The 21,352-nt window shown below is 64.7% G+C and carries 12 protein-coding genes; 4 read left to right on the top strand and 8 right to left on the bottom strand.

Annotated elements, in window-relative coordinates; genetic code table 11:
• Nucleotide 1: 1 nt before the first annotated feature.
• The 5 genes from LKX83_RS18680 to LKX83_RS18655 all read right to left on the bottom strand — a co-directional run bounded on the left by LKX83_RS18680 (nt 2) and on the right by LKX83_RS18655 (nt 13,584).
• Nucleotides 2-565 carry a hypothetical protein gene (locus LKX83_RS18680; protein ID WP_227883808.1) on the bottom strand — a complete coding sequence of 188 codons (564 nt, stop codon included), beginning with the start codon at nt 563-565 and terminating at the stop codon, nt 2-4.
• 285 nt (nt 566-850) lie between these two features.
• Nucleotides 851-4,402 (bottom strand): S-layer homology domain-containing protein, encoded by a 3,552-nt coding sequence (locus LKX83_RS18675; RefSeq protein WP_227883807.1) that lies wholly within the window; start codon nt 4,400-4,402, stop codon nt 851-853.
• A 596-nt stretch (nt 4,403-4,998) separates the two neighbouring features.
• Nucleotides 4,999-9,702 carry an AAA family ATPase gene (locus tag LKX83_RS34140; RefSeq protein ID WP_304518338.1) on the bottom strand — a complete coding sequence of 1,568 codons (4,704 nt, stop codon included), beginning with the start codon at nt 9,700-9,702 and terminating at the stop codon, nt 4,999-5,001.
• A gap of 211 nt (nt 9,703-9,913) precedes the next feature.
• Complete coding sequence (locus LKX83_RS18660; RefSeq protein ID WP_227883806.1) at nt 9,914-13,102, bottom strand: MMPL family transporter; 3,189 nt, start codon at nt 13,100-13,102, stop codon at nt 9,914-9,916.
• Entirely contained in the window at nt 13,099-13,584 is a 486-nt protein-coding gene (locus LKX83_RS18655; RefSeq protein WP_227883805.1) for a MarR family winged helix-turn-helix transcriptional regulator, read from the bottom strand. The genes LKX83_RS18660 and LKX83_RS18655 overlap by 4 nt, the downstream gene beginning before the upstream one ends.
• Nucleotides 13,585-13,753: 169 nt before the next feature.
• On the opposite strand from LKX83_RS18655, the gene LKX83_RS18650 reads away from it, so the two are divergent.
• From LKX83_RS18650 to LKX83_RS18635, 4 genes are all read left to right on the top strand, one after another.
• Nucleotides 13,754-13,906, top strand: a complete 153-nt coding sequence (locus LKX83_RS18650; protein ID WP_227883804.1) for a hypothetical protein — start codon at nt 13,754-13,756, stop codon at nt 13,904-13,906.
• A gap of 147 nt (nt 13,907-14,053) precedes the next feature.
• The gene (locus LKX83_RS18645) at nt 14,054-14,290 is read left to right on the top strand and encodes a hypothetical protein (RefSeq protein WP_227883803.1); all 237 of its coding nucleotides are present in this window, start codon (nt 14,054-14,056) and stop codon (nt 14,288-14,290) included.
• Entirely contained in the window at nt 14,287-16,605 is a 2,319-nt protein-coding gene (locus LKX83_RS18640; protein WP_370639098.1) for a glycosyltransferase family 2 protein, read from the top strand. The genes LKX83_RS18645 and LKX83_RS18640 overlap by 4 nt, the downstream gene beginning before the upstream one ends.
• Before the next feature lie 40 nt (nt 16,606-16,645).
• The gene (locus tag LKX83_RS18635; protein ID WP_227883802.1) at nt 16,646-18,208 is read left to right on the top strand and encodes a glycosyltransferase family 39 protein; all 1,563 of its coding nucleotides are present in this window, start codon (nt 16,646-16,648) and stop codon (nt 18,206-18,208) included.
• Here LKX83_RS18635 and LKX83_RS18630 read toward each other — a convergent pair.
• The 3 genes from LKX83_RS18630 to LKX83_RS18620 all read right to left on the bottom strand — a co-directional run bounded on the left by LKX83_RS18630 (nt 18,186) and on the right by LKX83_RS18620 (nt 21,134).
• Nucleotides 18,186-19,121, bottom strand: a complete 936-nt coding sequence (locus LKX83_RS18630) for an alpha/beta hydrolase (protein WP_227883801.1) — start codon at nt 19,119-19,121, stop codon at nt 18,186-18,188. The two genes, LKX83_RS18635 and LKX83_RS18630, sit on opposite strands and share 23 nt — an antisense overlap.
• Before the next feature lie 261 nt (nt 19,122-19,382).
• Entirely contained in the window at nt 19,383-19,955 is a 573-nt protein-coding gene (locus tag LKX83_RS18625) for a nitroreductase family protein (protein ID WP_227883800.1), read from the bottom strand.
• Nucleotides 19,956-20,048: 93 nt separating this feature from the next.
• Entirely contained in the window at nt 20,049-21,134 is a 1,086-nt protein-coding gene (locus LKX83_RS18620) for a hypothetical protein (RefSeq protein WP_227883799.1), read from the bottom strand.
• Nucleotides 21,135-21,352 lie beyond the last annotated feature (218 nt).

The following is a 21,352-nucleotide window of genomic DNA, read 5'->3' as shown; positions in this document are numbered from 1 at the left end:
TTTATTTTACTTTGCCGGACTGACCGGTGTGTCCGCCGCTATGACCTGCGCCGCGCCCACCGCTACGACTCGGGCTTACGCCTGTGCCGAGTCCGCCGCTGTACCAGCCGTTCTGTCCGCCGGTCCCCCCCATGAGATCTCCGCCCAACCCCATGTACCCCATACCGCCGAGCCACCCCGGGAAGCCTCCGGGCATGACTGTATGGCCTGTCCGGCCGGTTAACCCCGTACGATGCCCGACCACGCCGGTACGATGCCCGACCATACCCGTACGATGCCCGACCACGCTCGTACGATGCCCGACCACGCCCGTACGATGCCCGACGATGCCGGTACGATGCCCGACCATGCCGGTACGATGCCCGACCACGCCCGTACGATGCCCGACCATGCCGGTACGGCCCGTTCTGCCGCTTCTGTGCCGATCGAAAATCCCCCAGCTTTGACCTCCGGGAAATGCCGGTCCCGCCGCCGGAATGGCGCCGAAGTGATTTTTCACGGGGGCTTCCCGAGCCTCTCCTTTTCCTGCTCCGTTTCTTTTGCCGGCTTTATTTCCTTTTCCCAATCTGTCTACACCTCCCAATGGTTGATGATGCAACCTATGAAGCAATGGACGACTTTGTCAATGACAAGCGCCAACTCTTGCAAAAACAGGCGAAAGCGTTTGTCCATCGCGCTGCCGCCGCGCCTGTATGACGGCATATTCCAGTCGTACTTTTGCGGCATTTGACGTACATCAAGACGGTTCATTGGCCGTAACGAAAGAAAAGCGGCTGTTCTGCCGGTCTCTGGCGAGACTCGGCGGAACAGCCGCTTGGCGTGAATGGCACCGGCGATCGAGCTTACGACGCTACCGAAGGAGATCGGCCACCCGAAGGACGATCACGGCCGCCTCGGCCCGCGTGATCGGCGCTTGCGGACGGAAGCGTCCATCGGCGTCGCCGATCATGACCCCCTGCTCCGCCGCCGTCGCGACTGCCGCGAAAGCCCAGGACGGGATTTGCTCCGCGTCCGCGTAAAGCTCCTCTCCCGCCGACCCGGATGCGAGCCCGAGCGCGCGGGCGACCATGACGGCCGCCTCCGCGCGGAGTACGGGGGCCGACGGACGAACCGTTTGGTCCTCGTACCCGCTCACGATACCGGCGCGCGCCGCCTTGCCGAGGTCGGCGCTCGCCCACGGAGAGATCCGGCCGGCGTCGCGGAACGTGAGCGGCGCCTCGTCCGTCGGTTTCAGCGCCCGGACGAGCAGGACGGCGAACTGCTCGCGCGTGACGGCCTCGTTCGGCCGGAAGGTTCCGTCCGGGAAGCCCTGGACGAGCTTGAGCGCGGCCGCCTCGGCGAGACGCCCTTCGGCCCAGTGCCCTTTCGTGTCCGAGAAACGCGGCGTCTCGGCCGGCTGCTCCGGCTTCACCGCGTCATCGGCGGCGAAGACGGCGAACGTCCCGACGCGCGATACGGTCGCCGCGACACCGTTTTCGCCCGGGGTGCTGTCCAGACGGCGCCATGCTTTGTCCGCTTGGTCGTAGGCGTAAATCGCGCCCGTAAATCCGTCCTTCGCGGCCTCGTCGGGACGCATGACGATGCGGACCGGCTTCAGGAAGTCCCCCGCGACGTTCTTCAGCACCTCGTACGCCGCGCTCTTCGGCGCAAGCGACCGGTCGGCGGACGCTTCGACGCTCCCGAGCTTGCGGATCGTGAGCCAAAACGAGCGCTCCGCCGCGCCGGGAGGGATCGAGATCGTGAATCCGCCGAACGTGTAGGCCCCTCCTTGCTCGGCCGACACCCAGAATTGCGCCGAATCGGCAGGCGCCGAAGGTCCGGGAGCGCCCGTCGACGGCGGAGTTACAGGGGGATCCACTGGCGGATCGACCGGAGGATCGACCGGCCGTGTTGCAAACGCGAGCGCGCCCGCCATCGGAGCCGCCACGATCTCGGCGCCGGTCGCAACCGTAAACCGGCTGCCCGGATAGGTGTCGGCAGGCGGGTTGCGCACCTCGCGCACCTGTATGGATACCTCACCACGGGCCGGGACATCCTGCGGCAGGACGAGCCGAACGCGGCGATCGGCTAGCACGTCTACCGCGGTAGGCGGCGCGCCCCCGACCCGATAGCTTTCCGGGGCGGCCGGAAAGACCGTCCCCTCGGCTCCCGTCAGCAGTACCGTTCCGCTGCCGCCGGTCATTGCGCCGTGTTCGCCGGTACGGAAGACGATCGTCCAACTCGCCTTTTCCCCCGCATAGAGGGAGTCGGGCCGGAAGTCGACGCCGCTCGGCGCGTAGCCGAACGTCAGTCCCGTCGGCGGATGGCGCCAGCTTGCGCCGTTGTCGATCGATACCCCGAAGCGCTCGGCAGGATAATCTCCGGAAGTCGGGCTCACCGTCCCGTCCGCCGCGACGGTTACCCGGCCGCCTGCCGACACGGCCGGAAAATTCTCCGGCAGCACGAGACCGATCCGATGGGCAGCGCCGGACATGTCGTAGAACGCCTGCAGAGGCGTCCGTCCGTTGACCGCGTATCGGGATGCGTCTTCGACGAACACAGTGCCGGCCGGTCCTTCGACCCAGACTGTGGCCCAAGGGCCAAGCCGCCCGTCCGCCTTGAACCGGATCGTCCAGGACGATGCCGTTTCCGGCGCGCCGGAACCGGCGGCGAAGCTCACGTCAGGCGGCGTTGGCGACACCTCCAGTCCAGCTTCGGGATGCACCGGAACCGGATCCACGCTCGTTCGGACCGTCAGCGTTTCGGCCCCGTACGTCCCTGCGGGCGGATTGCTCCGTACGGGCGCCTCGACGGTGACGGGGCCGGCGTCGCCGATCGGGACGGGCAGGGCGATCACAACCTTGCTGCCGGTCGTTTCCACCCTGCTCGCTCGAGCACCGTTCACTGCATAGTCTCGGGCGGTGCCGCCGAATACCGTTCCCGCCGGCGCTTCCAGCACGATCGTATCGGCAAACGCCCGCAGCGCGCCGGCCGGCCCGGTCGCGAAGCTCACCGTCCAGACGGACGGCTCCCCGGCTTCGGCGGACGTGAGCGAGAACGACGCGCCGCTTACCGCGGAGGCCGGACGGTTGGCGAAAGCCGGCGGAACTTCCGGCAATACGCGGATCGGATCCGCATCCGTCCAAACCTGGTAATCGGCCGTCCCGTATGTGCCGGCCGGCGGATTGACAACGCCGCGTATCGCGGCCGTTATGCGTTGACCCGGCGCGGCGGCAGGCGCCCCTCCGGGCGCGTTCGTCGGCGTGATCTCGATCCGGTTGCGCGCGCTCCCGACATAGGCGACAGCGCTCGGCGCCTTGCCATCCAGCGTATAGCTGTCCGCGCCTTCGGGAAATACCGTGCCTTCCGGCGCGGCGAGGTAAAGCCGCTGACCTGCCGTCAGGCCGCTTGTGGCGACCAAAGATACGGTCCAGGTCGCCTCGGCTCGAGCGTCCAGGCGGTCCGGCTCGATGGTCGGCTCGCCTACGCCCGATTGCAGCGGAGGGACGGCGGCAGGATGCGCCGCCGTCTCGTCGACGCTGGTCCACACCGCATAATCGTCCACGGTGCCCGCGCTCTGCGGATTCAGCGTATGCGAAGCCGTTACGGCTACGTAGCCGTTATTGCCGATCGGAACGCTCGCAGGGAGGGTCAGCTCCGCCAGGTTGCCGGTCGGACTCACCCGCACCGCGTTCGGCGCCACGCCATTCACCGCGTAGTGCTCGATGGCGGACGAGAATCGGGTGCCGTCCGGAGCGGCCACCGCGATCGTCTCCACTCCCGAGGACATCGCCCCTTTGGCGCTGGTCGAGAAGCGGATCGTCCAGGTCGCTTCCGCCCCGCGAAGAGGCGGGCTTGCGGAGAACGACACGTCCGATACCGAGGTAGACGGATGGTTGGCGATTCGCAACGCCTCGGCCGGGTGCGCCGGGCTTGGGTCGACGTCCGTCCAGACCGCCAAGGCGTTCGCAGGGTACGTCCCGGCGACGGGCACGGCGGATGTCGTCAGCGTTACTTCCGCATACGTGGAGGCCGCGATGGCAAAGGAGCCGTTCAGCGTTACCGTATTGCCGCTGTATTGGACGGCTCCGCCGGGAATCGCGTAAGTCGCGCCGCCGGCCGCGACCGCGTACCCCGTGCCCGAGAGCATCCGGTTCGGCACGGCGATCGAGATCGCGTGAAAGCCGATCAGCTCGCGGCCTGTCGTAAAGCCGATCGTCCACTTCACGCGCCCGCTCCCGTCCGGTGAACTGACCGCGAACGTCGGGTCCGTCACGGTCCCTCCGTCGGCCAAGGCCTGTCCGGCTCCCGGCCCCGCGAGTCCTCCCAGCAGTTGAACCGCGATGGCGGCCGCCAGCAGCCATGCGAGGCCGCGTCTCCTCCTTCCCCTTTGTTTCGCTTCGATGATTCCTTTTTCTTTCATCGCATCTCCCTCGCTTTCATATCCGGCCGAACCCAGATGATAGCAGGCGCATGCAAAAAAAGCGTATATCGAAAGATATACGCCCCGAAAAAAAATGCTCGAATCCCGCATCTGCCGCGGCTTCGGCGAGATTTGCGGAAATATCGACTAACTCCCGGCCTAGTTGCCTCTTCGGCAGCGAGATGTGCGGAAATTTCGACTAACTCCCGACCAAGTGGCCTCTTCAGCAGCGAGATGTGCGGAAATATCGACTAACTCCCGACCAAGTGACCTCTTCGGCAGCGAGATGTGCGGAAATATCGACTAACTCCCGACCAAGTGGCCTCTTCAGCGGCGAGATGTGCGGAAATATCGACTAACTCCCGACCAAGTGACCTCTTCAGCAGCGAGATGTGCGGAAATATCGACTAACTCCCGACCAAGTGGCCTCTTCGGCAGCGAGATGTGCGGAAATATCGACTAATTCCCGGCCAAGTTGCCTCTTCGGCAGCGAGATGTGCGGAAAAACCGATGATCTCACGGCAGGGAAGCTTCTTCGGCAGCGAGATGTGCGGAAATACCGACGAATTCTCGGAGCCCCGTCTACACAGGCCCGACTAGACCAGCCCCCGCCGACGCGCCGCCTCGACGGCCTGGGTGCGGCGTTTGACGCCGAGCTTGGAATAGATGCGATTGATATGCACCTTGACGGTGCCTTCGGTCAATCCCAACTGCGCGGCCATCTCCTTGTTGGACAAACCGGCTGCGAGCACGGCCAGCACCTCCCGCTCCCGTCCGGTCAACGGATCCAGCTCCGCTCCCGTCTCTGCAAGTGCCGCGTCCCCCGCTTCAATGGACAGCAGCGAAAACGTCTGAGCGGCCACGACATGCCACAGCTCCGGCTGCGGCTCCGCGAACGCGCCCGCGATCAGCGCGTTCTCCAGGTAGAGCAGTCCCGGACGACCGGCGGCGGACGGGATAGGCAGCGCGTAAAGCGAGCGGACGCGATGCAGCCGAACATAGGGATCCCCGGCAAACGTCGGATCCCCCGCCGCGTCTTCAATCCCGAGAGCCGAGGCCGTGCGAAGCGCATACTGCACGGCGCCCGCGCACAAGTCCGGGCTGTCCTCGACCGGCACAGGCGGGTCGGGCCGCTCATACCGCCCGGCGGACCAAACGGCGGCGACCGACGCCGACTTCGGATCGCCGCCGACGACGAGACACGCTTTCTGCGCGCCGGCGTGCATCGCGAGGAGACGCAGCAGCTCGCGGACTTGCTCGTCCACCGGCCGTCCGGCGGCCAGCACGCCGGACATGCCTCGGAGGAGGCGGATGTCCCGCCACGCGTCCGACGCAGCGGCGGCCGCGTGGCGCTCGGCGCCCTCCGCCCCCGCGGCAAGGTCGCCGTCCTCGGCATCGACCTTATTCTCTCTCACTGGACCTGCAAAGCCCTCCCCTTCCCGGTCCGGACCTCGTACAAGTTCCGCCGCAGGTGCCGCTTCCTCCCTCAGCGTCGCGGCGACCGGGGCCTGTGAGCGGCCGAATCCGTCGTACGCCTCCCGCATCCGTTCCGCCTTGACGGTTGCACCCGCCCGCAGATAGTCCAGGTATGCGGACCAAGCGAATGCCGAAGCCGTCGTCGCCCGTCCCCGATCCCGGTACCATGAAGCCGCCCGCTCGCCCGCCAGTGCCGCATCCAGGTAGGCCTCCTGCTCCCGCGCCAGGTTCGCCGCGCGCTCGTAGGCCACCTCCGCCCGACGTCCTTTCCCGTGGAGCCGGGCCGTCTCCGCTTCCAGCAGCACGAGCTTGTGCGCGTAGTTGTCGGGAACCGCAGCGGCGGCCGCCCTCATCTGGCGCAGCGCGTCCGCGAGCAGCTTGCGTGCGGTTCGCGCAAGCGGCCCGGCGCCCTCCGCGAGCGCTTGGGCGGCGGCAACGCCGGCGTACAGCAGATACTCCCGGTAGTACGGCACAAAAGGAACCGCCCGCAGCGCCTCACGGCCGTCCTCGGCCAGGCGTACCGCCTCGGAAGGCCGGCCGAGCAGGCAGACGAGCTGGATGCGCAGCGTATAATACTGGCTGAGCAGCAGCGTGCGGGTCTCGTCGGCCCGGATGTCCGCGACCCATTCCGCTTCCCGCGCCTCGTCCCCGGCCAACAGCAGCCGTTCTTCCGCCCGGTCCTGCAAATGCCGGAGGAACCCCCCGTACAGCCGAAACAGCGAGCGAAGGAACGTATCCCGGAGCTCCTCCGCGAGCGCCTCCCCCCGCGGAAGGTCGCCTGCCAACCGATACAACCGGCCCGAAAGGTAGTTCACCCCCGCCCGCATGCTCGCCAAGATGCCCGAAGAATACGTCGATCCGCTCTCCTCTGTGAATTGCTCGAGCTGCCGGAGGTAAGGTTCCATGTGCCGAAGCGGCCGCAGGCGGATCATGAGCGGGTAGAGCGCTCCGTACACATTGTTTTTGCGGAAGACGCCGACGCCGGGCGCGTCCGCCAGCCGAAGCGCGGCCCGCGCCAGCCGGTCGGCCTGACGCTCGTCCCGAAACGCGAGGCCGACGATGCCCGCGAACGCCGCGTACGCCTCCGGCGAGACCGGACCGTTGCCGTGGCGGAGCGACAGCCGCACCGCCCTCGAGACGAGGACGGCGAGCAGCTTGTCGTCGGAAAAGCCGGCGGCGTTGGCCATCGCCACCAGCACCTCCGACACGCTCCGCAGATCGGCCTCGCGCATCTCCGGCAGACGCTCGATGCGGGAAATCCGCAGCCGAAGCATCGCCCGCGTGAGCGCCAGCTCCCGAAGCGCGGTCCATTTCCCGGCCCGCCTCGGCAGGCGGACGCCATAGTCGTCCAGCAGTTTGAACCCCCAGGTGATCGTCTCGCGATGCCGGTTGGCGTTGATATGGTGGTCCATTTGAACCTTATACACGCGAACACGGTCTCGCTTGCGGCGCGCTTTGGCCATCAATTGCCCCGCCATGGCGTCCGCCGACGCCAGGTCGCCCAGCGCGTACTCGCAGGACAGCCGGTCGAGCGCCAGCTCGAACCGCGCATCAAAGTCGCGTTCCCATGCTTCGGGGCCGAGCAGCGACTCCGCGGACGACAGGTAGTGCCGGGCCGCGCCGTAGTCGAACGCGGCTTTCGCCTTCCGGCCGGCCCGAAGGCTAAGCCGGGCAAGCAAGGACGTATCCGACTCGCCTGCAGGCGTCCCGACCTTCCCGCCCATCCCCAGGTTGAGATGGCCAACGATCTCGAACAGCCGCTGTTCCCGCTCGTCGCCCTCGCTGCGCGCCAGTATCAGCCGGCCCGCCTTCGCGTGAACGTCCCTGCGGCGGTCGGGAGTCAGCTCGGCGTACGCCGTCTGCCGGACCCGGTCGTGTCCGAACCGGTAAGCGGCGGGCGCCGAGAAGCCGCCGTGCCCCGCGGCAGGCGTCCCGGGGTCTCCTTCGCCGCCGAACGCCGGCGCACGCTCCGCCTCCCCGTCCGGCAGGAGCAGTCCCGCGGCCGCCGCGGGGGCCAACCCGCGGAAGACGTCTGCCAACGGGAGGCCGGCGACCTCGGCCAGGAAGGCCGCCTCGAACGCGCCGCCGAGCGCGGCGGCGATCGTCAACAGCTGCCGGGTACCGTCCGGCAGCCGGCGAATCTCGCGAACCATGAATCGAACGAGCGACTCGTCGTCCTCCGTCTCTTCGATCGCCTGCGCGTCCCAGATCCAGTCCTCCGTCGCGGGCCGGTAACGGAGCAGCCCGCCTTCGTGGATCTTCTGCAGCAGCCGGCGACTGTAATACGGATTGCCCGCCGTCTTGCGGAACAGGAGCGCCGACAGGCCGTACACCTCCTCTTCGGCGGAACCCAGCGCGTCGGAGACGACCCGGTTCAGCTCCCGAAGAGGCAGCGGAAAAAGCGACAGGCGGTGCACCCCGGCGTGCCGCGACATCTCCCGCAGCTCTTCCTCCGGGTCCGGCCGAGTCGGCCCCTCCAGACCATCGGCGCGCCCTGAAGCGCGCGACCGATCCTCCCCCGTCGCCGCCTCCCGTTCCTCCTCTTCGGCAGGACGATAAGTGCCGATCAGAAGCAGTCCCTTTATCCGCCGGTCCGCCATCAGCGCCTGCAGCAGCTTCCAGCTCGCCTTGTCCGCCCAATGCAGATCGTCGAGCAGCACAACCAGAGGACGCGCGGCCTCGCAGCACAGATGCATCATGTTCAAAAACGCGGCTTGAAACCGACGCTCGGCGGCGGCCTCCGGCATCGCCTCCGTCTTCGCGGGCGGTTCGACCAGCAGCTTCAGCTCCGGCACGAGCTCGGCCAGCAAGGCGCACCCCGAGCCTAGCCCGCGCTGCAATTTGCGCTTCCAGGCGCCGAGCCGCTCCTCGGGCTCCGTCAGCAGCCGCCGGACCCAGACCCGCAGCGCCTCCGCGAGCGGCTCGTACGGCCTGCCGCGGAGCAGCGGGTCGAACTTGCCGGTGACAACCGTCGCCTCCCCCTCGACGCGGCGGACGAGCGCGCTCGCCAGGACAGATTTGCCTACGCCTTCAGCGCCGGCGATCATCAAAGCGGCGGCACTCCCGCCCGCACAGCGGGTCCAAATCTCCTCGAAGCGCGCCTCTTCGGCTTCTCGTCCCCGCAGCGGCCCGGACCGGCGGAGCGCCGACGAGCGGTCGCGCGTCCCAAGCGGAAACGGCGCGATCCGCCGCTCCCTCGCCCAATCTGCCTCGCAGCGCGCCAGATCCGCTTGCAGCCCAGCCGCGCTCTGATAGCGTTCCTCGGGCGACTTGGCGAGCAGCTTGGCCACGATGGCCGAGACGGATTCGGGAATGAGACGGTCGTAGGTCCGAACCGGCTCGGGCCGGACAGCCTTGCGAACGTATGCCCACTCGGCCGCATCGGCCGCGCTCAGCGGTAGCCGTCCCGTCAGCCATTCGTAAAAAACAACGCCGAGCGCGTACAGATCTCCACGTTCGTCGCGGCTAGCCGCGCTACCGCTTTCCTCCGGGGGCGAATAGACGGGATCGGCTTCCGAGCGCGCGTACGCCTCGTTGGAAGCGAAGTCCGGAAGCGCGAGCTTCAGCCCCTCTCCTTCCTCCGGCCGGATGACGAATCGATTTGTCCGGATGGCCGGCGCCCGCCGTCCCTCGCGGTACCATCCGTTCAGCCATTCGGCAAGCTGACGAGCCGCCGGCAAAAAGCTCCCCATCCGATCCTCGCAGGCGTCGAGATACGCGTGCACTTCCATTCCTTTTTGCGTCCCGGGCGTCCCGGGCGTCCCGCGGCCGTCGGGGGCAGACAGCGGGCGCACGCTCCATCCCATTCCTTTTGAATGACTCATCGCAGGTCGTTCCCCCCAAGTCTCGCTGATTCGCATCGAAATCCTATGCTTAACCTATTCGCCGCCCGCGCGCCATCCCCTATCTGGATCCCCCGCTTTGTCGTCCGTTCCATCGCATGCGCCCGACGGCAAAGAGCCCCCCGCCGCGCGAACCGCGGTCGGGAGGCTCTCAAATCTTAAAGGGAACATTCGGCTCGCGATTCAGCCGCGATTAATTGTCATGGACCGGGCGGGAGGATGGCGCATGCGCAGCCGCGCCGTCCTCGCGCGGCTCGCGGTTCCGTCCCATGAACGGCCACCAGTTGGCTTCGCCGAACAACCGCACCATGACGGGGATGAACAGCGGCAGCACGACCAGCGCGTACAGGAACAGTCCGCCCAGCACGATCGTCGCGATCTGGAGCAGCGACATGACACCCGACGGCAGCATGGCCGCGAACGTGCCGCCCAGGATGACCGCCGCCGACAAAATGACGGTGCCCATGTTCATCATCGCCTTGAGGATCGCTTCCCGCGGCGGGAGATGGCGGTATTCCTTGAACCGGTCCATCAGGAAGATGCTGTAGTCGACGCCGAGCGCCATCAGCAGCACGAAGCCGAAGAACGGCACGACCCAGCTCGCGCCCGCATAGCCCAAGATCCGGACGAACACCAGCTCGTTGATCGCAAGCGAGGTGAAGTACGTGGCCAGCAGGGACACGATCAGGTAAAGCGGGATGACCAGCGAGCGGAACATCAGGATCAGGATGAGCCCGATGCCGACCAGCATAAGCACGACGGTCCGCGTATAGTCGCCGGACGAGATCGTCTTCAGGTCGTGGTTCATGCTCGTTACGCCGCCAACCGCGACGTCCGCCTTCGCATAGGCCGTTCCCTTGAGCGCGCGTTCGACTGCGGCCTGCACGTCCGGCGTCTTCGCCATCGTCTCGGTCGCGTACGGATTGCCGCCGAAGATGACGTCGAACTTGACGATCTTGCGGTCCGGCGAAAGATAGACGTCCAGCGCCTTCTGATAATCCGGATCTTGGATGGCTTCGTCGGGAATGAACCAGCCGCTCAGCTGCTTGTCGGGCGTCGAGGTCAATTCTCCGATGTAGCTCTGCGCGGATTTCAGCCCGCCGGTTACCTTGGTCAGGCCGTCCACGCTCTGGTTCAGCCCGTCGGTCAGCTGACCGAGCTGGCCGTTGAGCTGCTTAAAGCCCGATCCGATAGCCTGCTGGCCGGACGCCAGCTGGTCGAGGCCGCTCGACATCGACGGCAGCTTGGCGATGACTTGGCCTTGGCCGTCCGCCGCCTGCGCGATGCCGGCTTGCAAATCGGCGATGCCCGCCGACAGCTTGGCGAGTCCCGCGGCCAGCTTCGCCTGGCCGTCCGCCGCTTGCGCGAAGCCCGCGTTCGCTTGGGACAGCCCTTGGTTGACGCCGGCCAGCTTGTCGTTCAATTGCTTCAGCCCTTCTCCGAGCTGGGCCGAGCCCGCTTGGAGCTGCGTCACCGAGCCCTGCGCCCGCTGGAAGTCGGCGTCCTGCTTGAGCTCGGGATATTTCTCGGCCAGGCCGCCGAGGCCTTGGCCGAGATCCGCGAGCCCTTGCGTCAGCCCCTGCTGCTGCTGGGCGAGATCGCGATACGCCGTCGCGAGCTGGCCGAGCCCCCCGTCCAGCTGCTTGTAGCTGTCCTCCAGCTGCTTGCTGGCGGCCGCCAACTGATCGGCGCTCGCCTTGGCCTGCGCCAGCCCGTCGCTCAGCTGCTTGGCGCCGACCGAGCCGTCGCGCAGCCCTTTCTCGATGCGCTTTAGACCATCGCCAAGCTGGGTGACGCCCTGCTTCAGCGACTGCGTGCCGTCCACCAGCTTGTCGGCGCCGGCGGCCGCTCCGCTCAGCTTGGACGCGTTGCTCTCCAGCTCCTTGCTCGCGTCGGACAACCCCTTGGCGACTTGGTCGATGCCGTCCGCGCCCTGGTTCAGACCGCTGCCCAGCGTGTCGACCTGGGAGGCGACCTGGAAGTCCGAGGGCGCTTCGCCCGTCGGACGCGTGGCGCTGCGGACCGTCTTGACGCCGTCCACCTTGGCCAGCTCGCGGGATACCTGCTCGATCATCGCGAGGCCTTCGGACGTATCGAGCGCATGGTCCGTCTTCAGGACGACACTCGTCGGCAGCGACTCGCCGGGCCCGAAGCTGTCCGAAATCCGGTTGAAGCCGCGTACCGAGTCGTACTTGTCTCCGATTTCGTCCAGCGAGTTGAACGACGTCGTCCCTTTGTAGAAGCTGAGGAAAGGAACGAGCACGACAAGCAGCAGGATAAACGCCCACAGCGGCTTGCGCAGCGAGAAGCGTCCGGCGGCGCCCCACAGCCCGCTGGGCTTGTGCTCGAGCGAGCCTCGCGCCGGCCAGAAGATGACCGACCCGAGCGTAGCCATGAAGAACGGCACGAGCGTGACGAGCGCGATCATCAACACGGCGACGCCGACGGCGACCGCGACGGCCGACCGGTACAGACCGAACGTCGAGAAGCCGATCGACGCGAACCCGACCAGGACGGCGAGACCGGAAACGAGCACCGTCTTACCCGCGGTACGGTACGTATCCAGGATCGCTTGGACTTTATTCCCGCCGTTATGCGAGAGCTCTTCCTTGAATCGGCTGATCAACAGGATGCAGTAGTCCGTCCCGATCCCGAACATGACCGCGACCATGAAGATCTGGGTAAAGTTCGACAGCGGAAATTCCGCATACTTGACCAGGTAGGAGACGACCGATTGCGCCGCCACGTAGCTGATCCCGACCGTCAGAAGCGGGATGAACGGCGCGATGGCGGAGCGGAACACGAGGAACAGGATGGCGAGGATAAAGGCTACCGTGATATACTCCGTCTTCTTCAGCCCTTCTTCGGAGCTTTGAATGACGTCTTCTTGAATCAGCCAGTTGCCCGTATAGTAGTGCTCGATCTTCACATCCGCGACGGCTCGGTACAGCGCGTCGGCGGTTTCTTTGCCGTGGGCGTCGACGTTCAGCAGCACGAGAACCGTCTTGCCGTCCCCGGATACCATCTGCTTCGCCAGCTCCGGCGTGTCGAAGTGGGTGGTGACCGAAGAGATCCCGAGTTCCTCCTGCTTCGCCTTCAGCTCGTCGATTCCCCGCCGAATTTCCGCGAGATCTCCGTCGTTCAGCTTTTCCTTGCCCCCGAACACGAGCACCGTGGATTCCCCGCGCTGGCTGGTCTGGGATTGGGCGCTCATCTCGGCGATCCACTTGGAGGCGTTCGTGGACGAATAGCCGTCCGGCACGGTGATCTGCCCCTTATCCCGGACCAGATCGGCCATGTTCGGCGCCGTCAGCACGAGCCCCGCGACCGCCGCCAGCCATAGGGCCAGCACGATCCACCTGAACTTCACCATCGCTCTCATTCTTGACGCTTCTCCTCTCCCGCCGGCGCGTCCTGCTCGATCGGTTGGACCAACACATGCGCCAGCTTTTCATAGGTCTCTATGAACTGTGTGGCTTCCTTCTCGTCGAAGTGCCCCATATATCGGCTGAGGAGGGTTTCGAGCCTGCCGTCGATGTCCACGGCCATACGTTCGCCTTCCTCGGTCAATCGCAAATAGGTCACACGCCGGTCTTTGTCGTCGGGCAGCCGCCTGATGAGCGACTTGTCGAACAACCGCGAGATAATCGCCGTGATGGAGCTCTTGCCGACGCAAAACACTTCCGCCAGCTCCGAGGAGGTGCACTGCCCTCGCGAACGGATGTATTCGAGCGTGGCGAATTGGTCGACCGTCAGATCCTGCGGCATTTCGTCCCGGATCAAGGCGTTGAGCCGTCGCTGCATCGTGAACATCGCCGACTTGTAACGGCTGATAATCTGACTCAGCAGCTTGCAGTCGATCATGGTCTCACCTTCTCATAGATAGTTTCATAGGCGAATGGTTCTACAGATGAACTATATCAAAGGCCAAGCGCGAACGTCAAATGTCCGTTCTGTGAATGAACCGGCTTTCCCGCAACCATACTAATTGGGAAAGATACGAGACGACCCGATAAAGGAGCGCGATCGACGCATGCAAACCGAGCCTTACCGCTTTGCCAGCCTCCCGCAGGAAGACGTCGAACGGATCCGCCAGCTCGAGCAGCGCCTGCGCGAGACGAACGGTCACGAGGTGACCTTGATTGCTTACGAGCAAGCAGACCGGGAAGAGACCGCCTCCTCCTGAAAATCGCCCTGCCATGCGACAGAGCCGCTCCGATTTGGAGCGGCTCTGTTTTTTGCTATTCGCCGCCGTCTTTCATGGGGTAAACTTTCCATATTGATAGGTTTAGGCGTGCTCCCTTATCTTTTCCTGCGAGGAGATGAAGCTTCGATGAGACAAAAGCGGGCCGTCCGCAGGCACCGGTATGCCCTCATCGGGTACGACCCCGGGAGCGTGGAAGAGGCGCTCGAGATGTTCCGCACCGAGTTCGAGGACGTGAAGCGATCGATCGCTTCGGAAGAAGAAGCCTTCGAGGCCGAACGCCGCCGGCGCGCCGAGCGGAACGAGAGGATCCGGGAAGCGCTGATAGCGGCGCTCGCCGAAGAGAGGCGATTGATCGACGAATGAAACGACTTCGACTTGCTTTTCGGGGCCTGCGCCTGAGCAAGACGCGCAAGCGACTGGCGCAGGAGGCGGCCGCCCTGGCGTCGGCACGCCAGGAGCTGGAGCGGGTGAAGGCCGACCATGCCGGCCGTCTCCTGCGAATGGATCTGGATGCGAAGGATCTGGAGCGGCAGATCGCGGATACGCGAGGACGCATCGTCCAGTTGCGCACAGCGCAGACGAATCCGCCCGCGGCCTCCGCCGACGCGTCCGTTGCCGACGCGCCCCGCGCCCGGCTGGGGGACCGTCTCGTCCATGAACGCGTCGTCACGCGGGCGCAGCTGGACGCGGCGATGACACGGCAGCGGGATTACGGCGGGCGGCTCGGCGATATTTTGCTCGATATGGGCTTTGCGACCGAGGATCGGCTTCGGCCGTTCTTCAGCGCCGAGCCGCCCAAAGGCCGGCTCGGCGACATGCTGGTGGATGCCGGGCATATCACGCAGGAGCAGCTCGACAGAGCCCTCTCTTTTCAACAAAAAAGCGGAGGCTTGCTGGGCGACATCCTGCTCTCCCTCCAGATGCTGGAGCCCGGGCAGCTGTACCGCGCCATCGCGACGCAGCACGGCATCGGGCGGATCGGAACGGAAATCAGTCTCGACGCCCAGCTCCAACTGCCCGAAGCGATGGCCCGCTCGTTCGGCGCGATCGTCGTGCACCGGTACGCGAACCGCATCCTCCTCGCCGTGAGCGAGCCGCTGGACGACGAACGGCGCAGCGCCGTCGAAGCGTACTTGGGCATGCCGGTCGAACAAGTACTGGCTACGGCCGGCGAGATGGAGTTTTTCTGGAAGTCCGTCTATGAAGCGGAGCTGATGCAGGAAAGCACTTCGAAACTGATCGCCGAAAAGCCGGAAAATTCGGCGCACGTCACCTTTACCCGTCGTCAGAAAGTCGTCTTGTTCGCCGTCCTGTTCGTATTGGCGGGCTGTTTGGCGTGGAACTGGCTCTGGACGCTTATCGTCCTGAATATCGCCGTCCAGCTCGTCTATTTTACGATGTCCGTCATCAAGTTTGCGATCATTCTGTTCGGAACGAAGCGCGGCGCCCAACTGCGGTTTGCGCCCGAAGAGATCGCCGCCGTCGACGAGCGCGAGCTGCCGGTGTATACGATCCTCGTGCCGATGTACAAAGAGAGCAACGTCATTCCGCATCTGCTGCGCAACATCGAGCGCCTCGATTATCCGAAGGCGAAGCTCGACGTCCGCCTGCTCATCGAGGAGGACGACGTCGAAGCGCAAGAGCTGCTCCGGTCGATGAAGCTGCCTTCCTACTACACGGTGCTCGTCATTCCGCACAGCCTGCCGAAGACGAAGCCCAAGGCTTGCAACTACGGCTTGATCCGCGCGCGCGGGGAATACGTGGTCATCTACGACGCGGAGGACCGGCCCGATCCCGACCAGCTCAAGAAGGTCCATCTGGCCTTCCAAAGCAGTCCGCCCGAGTGCTGCTGCATCCAGGCCAAGCTGAACTACTTCAACAGCGAGCAGAATATGCTGACCCGCTGGTTTACCCACGAGTACAGCATGTGGTTCGAGCTGCTGCTTCCCGGCGTCATGCAGCTCGATATCCCGATTCCGCTCGGCGGCACGTCCAACCATTTCAAGATGAAGGCCTTGAAGGAAATCAACGCCTGGGACCCGTACAACGTGACCGAAGACGCGGATCTGGGCATCCGGCTGTACAAGGAAGGCTACAACACGGCCATCGTGGACTCCCGCACGTGGGAGGAGGCCAACAGCCGCTACGGCAACTGGATCCGCCAACGCTCGCGTTGGATCAAGGGCTACATGCAGACTTGGCTCGTCCATATGCGCCATCCGCTGCGCCTGTGGCGGGACCTCGGGACGAAGGGCTTTCTCGGCTTTCAGGTCATGGTGTTCGCCACGCCGATGCTGCCGCTGCTCAATCCCGTGTTCTGGCTCATGATCCTGCTCTGGTACGGCGCCAAGCTGTCGTTCATCCCGATGTTCTTCCCCGGACCGGTCTATTACTTTGCCGCCGTCGAACTGTTCGTGGGCAACTTCCTGTTCATCTACAGCCAGACCGCAGGATTCTATTGGGTAACCAAGGAAATGCGCCTTGCCGAAGACAAAACATTTTCATTCTCCCTTGTCAAATACACGCTGCTGACGCCGGTCTACTGGGTGCTGATCAGCATCGCGGCGGTCAAAGCCGGCATTCAGCTAATCACCAAGCCCTTCTACTGGGAAAAAACGACGCACGGCCTGACCGGCGAAGAACCGCCCGCGGGAATGCCGGGACAGACGTCGCTCTAACGAAAATCAAGGCCTGCTTCAGGCGAAAATGGGGGCTTTTATGACCACTCCGATCCAAAGCCGCTGGCCCCGCCTGGTCTTCCTCCTCGTCTTCGTGCTGGAGCTGGGGACGGGCTATTATTTGGCGCACATCTACGGCTTTATGTCCGGCGATGCCTCGAGCCGCGTGGCGAACGCTTTCTACGTGCTGTACAGCCGTTTTCCGGCGCTCGCCAACATCGGCTTCGTGTGGAATCCGCTGCCGAGCGTGCTCGAGTTGGTTCCGCTGATCTTCTACCCGATCTACAAGCCGCTGGCTTCGTCGGGACTCGCGGCCGTCCTGCTCAGCAGCCTGTTCACGGCTTGGTCCGCGGCGCTTCTCATGCGGGCCGGTCTCGTCTTCGGGCTGCGCCGGAGCGTCAGTCTGCTGTTCGCGCTCCTCTACGCGCTGAACCCGTATATGTTTTACTACGGGGCAAACGGTCTCACCGAAGCCGTCTTCGTCAGCTTCGTGCAGCTTTGCGTCGTTTATCTGCTGCAATGGATGGCGAAGGCGGAAGTTCGTCCGCTGCTCGTCGTCGCCTTCGCGCTGGCGCTGGCGTTCTGGACGCGGTACGAGACGGTCACGTTCGGGATGGGCGTCGCGCTGGCCGTCGGCCTGTGGATTTGGCGCCGGAGCGAGGAGAGCCGGCGGGAGCGCTGGCACGAGACGGAGGGGACGTGGATGCTGGTGCTCGCGCCGGTCGTCTTTTCGGGGCTGCTCTGGATTTTTTTCAACGCTACGATCATGGGCGACCCGCTATACTTCCTCACCTCGTCCTACAGCAACCTGGGACAGGCCGAGTTGATCAAAGACAATCCCGTCTTCGCCAAGCTGGCAGGCCATCCGTGGGAGACGGCCCTCTTCGTCGGACACAGGCTGTCCTACTTCAGCATCCCGCTGCTGCTCGTCCTGCTTCTGCGGCTCGTCGAGCGCAGGCTGTTCCGCGTAGACACCGCCGTGCTGCTTGCGCTCGTGCTGTCGATTCCGGCCATGCAGTACGGGCTGCTTCTGAAAGGAGGATCGGCGGCCTGGATCCGGTACTATCTGTACCCGTTTCCGGTGTTGGCTGCCTGGCTCCCGTACGAGATCGGCCAATTGAAGCTGCGCCGGACGGGGACGGTCGTTCTGCTGCTGGGCTTCCTCGCCAGCGCGGCCGTGATGGGGCTGCTCATGACCGACCCCAAGGTTGCATCCGACGAATACGAGGCGTTTCACCGCAGCAAGCTGTACGCCGAGCAGCAGGCGGGCAAGCAGGTCGCCGCCTATTTGAACGATCGGGCGCCGAAAGGGCTCGTCCTCACGGATTCGTTCAGCAGCTTCCGGATCGTCATGGACAGCGACCGCCCGCGGCGCTTCATCGTGACGAGCGACCGCGACTTCGCCGAATCGCTGGAGGATCCGGCGAAGAGCCAAGCCGGATATGTGCTGCTGCCCAATCCGCAAGCCGTGCTGACCCTTGACGCCATTAATCAACGTTACCCGCGCCTTTACGAAGAAGGAGCGGATTGGGCGGCGCTGGAGATGACGTTCGGCGGCTACTGGAAGCTTTACCGGGTCGTCAAACCACATACCGGCGGATAAAGCCCAACACCGTATTGCGATAGCCGTCCGGGTCGGTGACGAACGACATGCCGTGCTGCGCGTTCGGGACGATCAGCTTTTGTTTTTCGCCGGAGGCCGCCTCGAACAGCTGCTCCACCATCTTCGTCGGAACGAACGTGTCGCAGTCCCCGTGGATGAAAAGAATCGGCTTGCGCGCCCGGCGGATTTGCCGGAGGGCAGAAGCTTCCCCGAAAAAAAAGCCGGCCCTCAGCTTGCAGATGAGACTGGTTAATGGGATGAAGGGAAACGACGGCAATTTGAACATTTGCTTCAAATGATAGCTCAGGATGCCGGTAACCGAGCTATAGGCGCAGTCGGAAATGATGCATTTGACCTGCTCGGGGAGCGTTTCTCCGCAGACCATGAGGACGGTGCCGCCACCCATCGATACGCCGTGCAGCACGATTTGAACCTGCTCGCCGATCCGCTCGACCACGTAGTCGATCCAGCGCAAATAATCTTTGCGGTCATGCCAGCCGAAGCCGATGTAGGTGCCGTCGCTGTGGCCGTGTCCGCGGTTGTCCGGCATCAGCACGTGGTAGCCGGATTCGTGGTACAGATGGGCGAAAGCCGCCATGTCTTCGCCTTGGCCCGAGTAGCCGTGAGCCAGAATGGCTACCTTATCCGTAGGACGGTCAGCCGGGAGAAAGTGCCCGCGCAGATGAAGATCGTCCTCGGAGCGGATCTCGACGTCCTCGAACGGCTGGCTTTCGTACCAGCGCTGTGTCGCTTCCCAGGCGCTCTCCTCCAACTGCGGCATATTCGGGTCCGTGCGAAGAAACGCCTTGGGGTTGCGGCCGACGCCTAGACGGTACAAGTACAGACTGATCGCGATCAACAGCAGCGCGATAAGGGCTACGCCCGCAACCATAATGGTCAATACCCGCGTCATGATTCGCTCCCCCTCCAACCTAACCTTCCGCGTTCCCATAAGTTGCGCCGCCTCCGGCAGGTTCATGCAGGCCCGGACGCGACAAAAAAAGACGCTTCCAGCCATGGGGATGGCAAGGAAACGTCTTGGGGGCTGGCTCCTGGTCGCAGGGTTCTGCCCTGCAGGCATGCCGTTCTGCCGTCAAACATCGCGCGGCCGGTCTGCCGTGCGGTCATGCGTTCAAGCGCGGTCAAGCATAAAGATGACCGACGGACCGTCCGGCTACGCGAGCCAGACGGTCTTTTCCGTGCCGGGTACGCGCTTCGCCGGTGCCGGCGTCATGTCGGGATAGCCGAGGTAGACCAGGCCGACGACCTCCTCCTGGCCCTCCAGACCGAACGCCGCCTGCATCTTCGGGTGGTAAGCCGGCTCCCCCGTCCGCCATACCGCGCCCAGACCGAGCGCGTGGGCGGCGAGCAGCAGATTTTGCACCGCGGCATGGGCGGCGGCTCGCTCCTCCGCGAGGATCGCGCGCGGCTCGCCGGTCGGCGCGCTAATGGCCGCGACGACGACCGGCGAGCGGAACGCCTTCGCTTCCTCGCGGGCGATCCGGTCGGCCCGCTCGTCGGCCGGCATATCGGCCGCCCAGCCTTCCGCCGCGATGTCCGCGTAGGCGCGGCCCAATGTGCGGCGGCCTTCGCCGGTCATGACGACGAATTTCCACGGTTCCGTATGAAAGTGATTGGGTGCCCAGACGGCCGCCTCGATGATTTGCTCGACGAGCTCGCGGGGGACCGGATCGGATTTGACTTTACCGATGCTGCGGCGGCCCTTGATAGCTTCGAAAATGTCCATGGAATGTTGCCTCCTGCCTGATTTCCTCGAGGCTGCGATTCGGAATGATCCTCTCCGCCCTCTACCGAATCATAACCCGATCGGACCATCGTATCAAACCGTGTCCGCCTTTTCGCCCGCCTCGATCTCGGTACCGGCCACCTCACGCACCGCAGCTTCAAAGGCGCGGGGATGATCCAGGGAGAGGTACAAGTAGATCACCTCCCGGGGCAAAAAGAAAAAGCCGGAAACGCGCAGCGGCGCGCGCAAAGTCACGCGGACGTTCGACTGGCCGAACACCGGCTCGGCCGAGATGCGGCGCATGCCGAGATCGAGCTTCGTATCCGGCGCAACCGGCTCCACGGCCGCGATCCGACGCAGCGGGACGTCCGCCTGTATGCGAAGGCCGTAGCGCAGCCGGAGGCGGTCGCCTTGGATGCGAACCGGCTGCAGGACCGAAGCGCGGTAATCCGCCCACAGCCAGGCGATCATCCAGGCGCTGGCCGCCGTCAGAATCCATGCCGCGATGGGCGACCACAACGCCGCAACCCAGTGTACGCCGACCGCTTCGAAAACGAGGATCTTCGTCACGATGGCGAGGATCAGGCCGTGGTTGTTGTGCCTGTGATACGAAAACGCGTGCGGTTCATCGGCCGAGACGGGCTTACGGCGTCTCCACGAGAAGACGAGGTAGTAAACCATCAGAATGTCGTGCAGCCAAATCGAGGCGAGTTTGCCGATGCCGGCCGTTCGCTCGACGGCTTCACGCAGCGCCTCTGCTGTATCCGGCTGTGCCCGTCTCGCCTGAAGGAAGCTGCGGACGATCAGGTAAACGACACGCATTTCGTAGAAGACGACAGCTGCCTCTACGGCAATGATCAAGAGCTCGACGTACCAAGCGGTCCGCCACACGGTCCCCCGCATCGCGGTGGGCAGGATGAACCAGGCCGCCGCGGCGCCGGCGGCGGGAAGCAGCAGCACGCGGGACTTTTTTGCGCCCGGCCGGCGGGCGACGAGAAACCAATAAGCGAGCGGGATGACGAGCATGAAGTCGAACAAGATGGCGTACCCGAGCAGGCGATCGTCCTCCGGGCCGTTCGGCAGCGCGCGGGCGATCAGCGTATCAGCGGCCACGATGAAGGCGGCGACGAGGAGGAAGCGGAGGAAGGAACGGGATGAGACTGCGTTTTTCCAGACCATGCGGAGACCTCCTGTTCAAGGAATGGGGTTGAGATACTCCCAGTATATTGGAATTTTTGCAACCTTGAAGGTGCCGGTGCGTCTTAGAAGTGACGGTTTGAGGGCGATTCCACCTGCGGGTGAAGAACCTAGCTGAAGGGAGCATTTTGCTCCAACCGGCGCTGGGACGCGAGGGTGCGGTTCGCGCCCCTTCGATCGGATTGGACGAGGAGGAAGCT

Origin of the sequence: Cohnella baijiui, from assembly GCF_020731285.1 — a bacterium.
GTDB lineage: Bacteria > Bacillota > Bacilli > Paenibacillales > Paenibacillaceae > Cohnella.
This window is presented reverse-complemented; position numbering and strand designations above follow the sequence as displayed.

What these genes read in the sequence shown, in the direction of transcription:
- LKX83_RS18675 (WP_227883807.1), bottom strand. Translation starts at nt 4,402, where the DNA reads ATGAAAGAAAAAGGAATCATCGAAGCGAAACAAAGGGGAAGGAGGAGA.
- LKX83_RS34140 (WP_304518338.1), bottom strand. Translation starts at nt 9,702, where the DNA reads ATGAGTCATTCAAAAGGAATGGGATGGAGCGTGCGCCCGCTGTCTGCC.
- LKX83_RS18660 (WP_227883806.1), bottom strand. Translation starts at nt 13,102, where the DNA reads ATGAGAGCGATGGTGAAGTTCAGGTGGATCGTGCTGGCCCTATGGCTG.
- LKX83_RS18655 (WP_227883805.1), bottom strand. Translation starts at nt 13,584, where the DNA reads ATGATCGACTGCAAGCTGCTGAGTCAGATTATCAGCCGTTACAAGTCG.
- LKX83_RS18650 (WP_227883804.1), top strand. Translation starts at nt 13,754, where the DNA reads ATGCAAACCGAGCCTTACCGCTTTGCCAGCCTCCCGCAGGAAGACGTC.
- LKX83_RS18645 (WP_227883803.1), top strand. Translation starts at nt 14,054, where the DNA reads ATGAGACAAAAGCGGGCCGTCCGCAGGCACCGGTATGCCCTCATCGGG.
- LKX83_RS18640 (WP_370639098.1), top strand. Translation starts at nt 14,287, where the DNA reads ATGAAACGACTTCGACTTGCTTTTCGGGGCCTGCGCCTGAGCAAGACG.
- LKX83_RS18635 (WP_227883802.1), top strand. Translation starts at nt 16,646, where the DNA reads ATGACCACTCCGATCCAAAGCCGCTGGCCCCGCCTGGTCTTCCTCCTC.
- LKX83_RS18630 (WP_227883801.1), bottom strand. Translation starts at nt 19,121, where the DNA reads ATGACGCGGGTATTGACCATTATGGTTGCGGGCGTAGCCCTTATCGCG.
- LKX83_RS18625 (WP_227883800.1), bottom strand. Translation starts at nt 19,955, where the DNA reads ATGGACATTTTCGAAGCTATCAAGGGCCGCCGCAGCATCGGTAAAGTC.
- LKX83_RS18620 (WP_227883799.1), bottom strand. Translation starts at nt 21,134, where the DNA reads ATGGTCTGGAAAAACGCAGTCTCATCCCGTTCCTTCCTCCGCTTCCTC.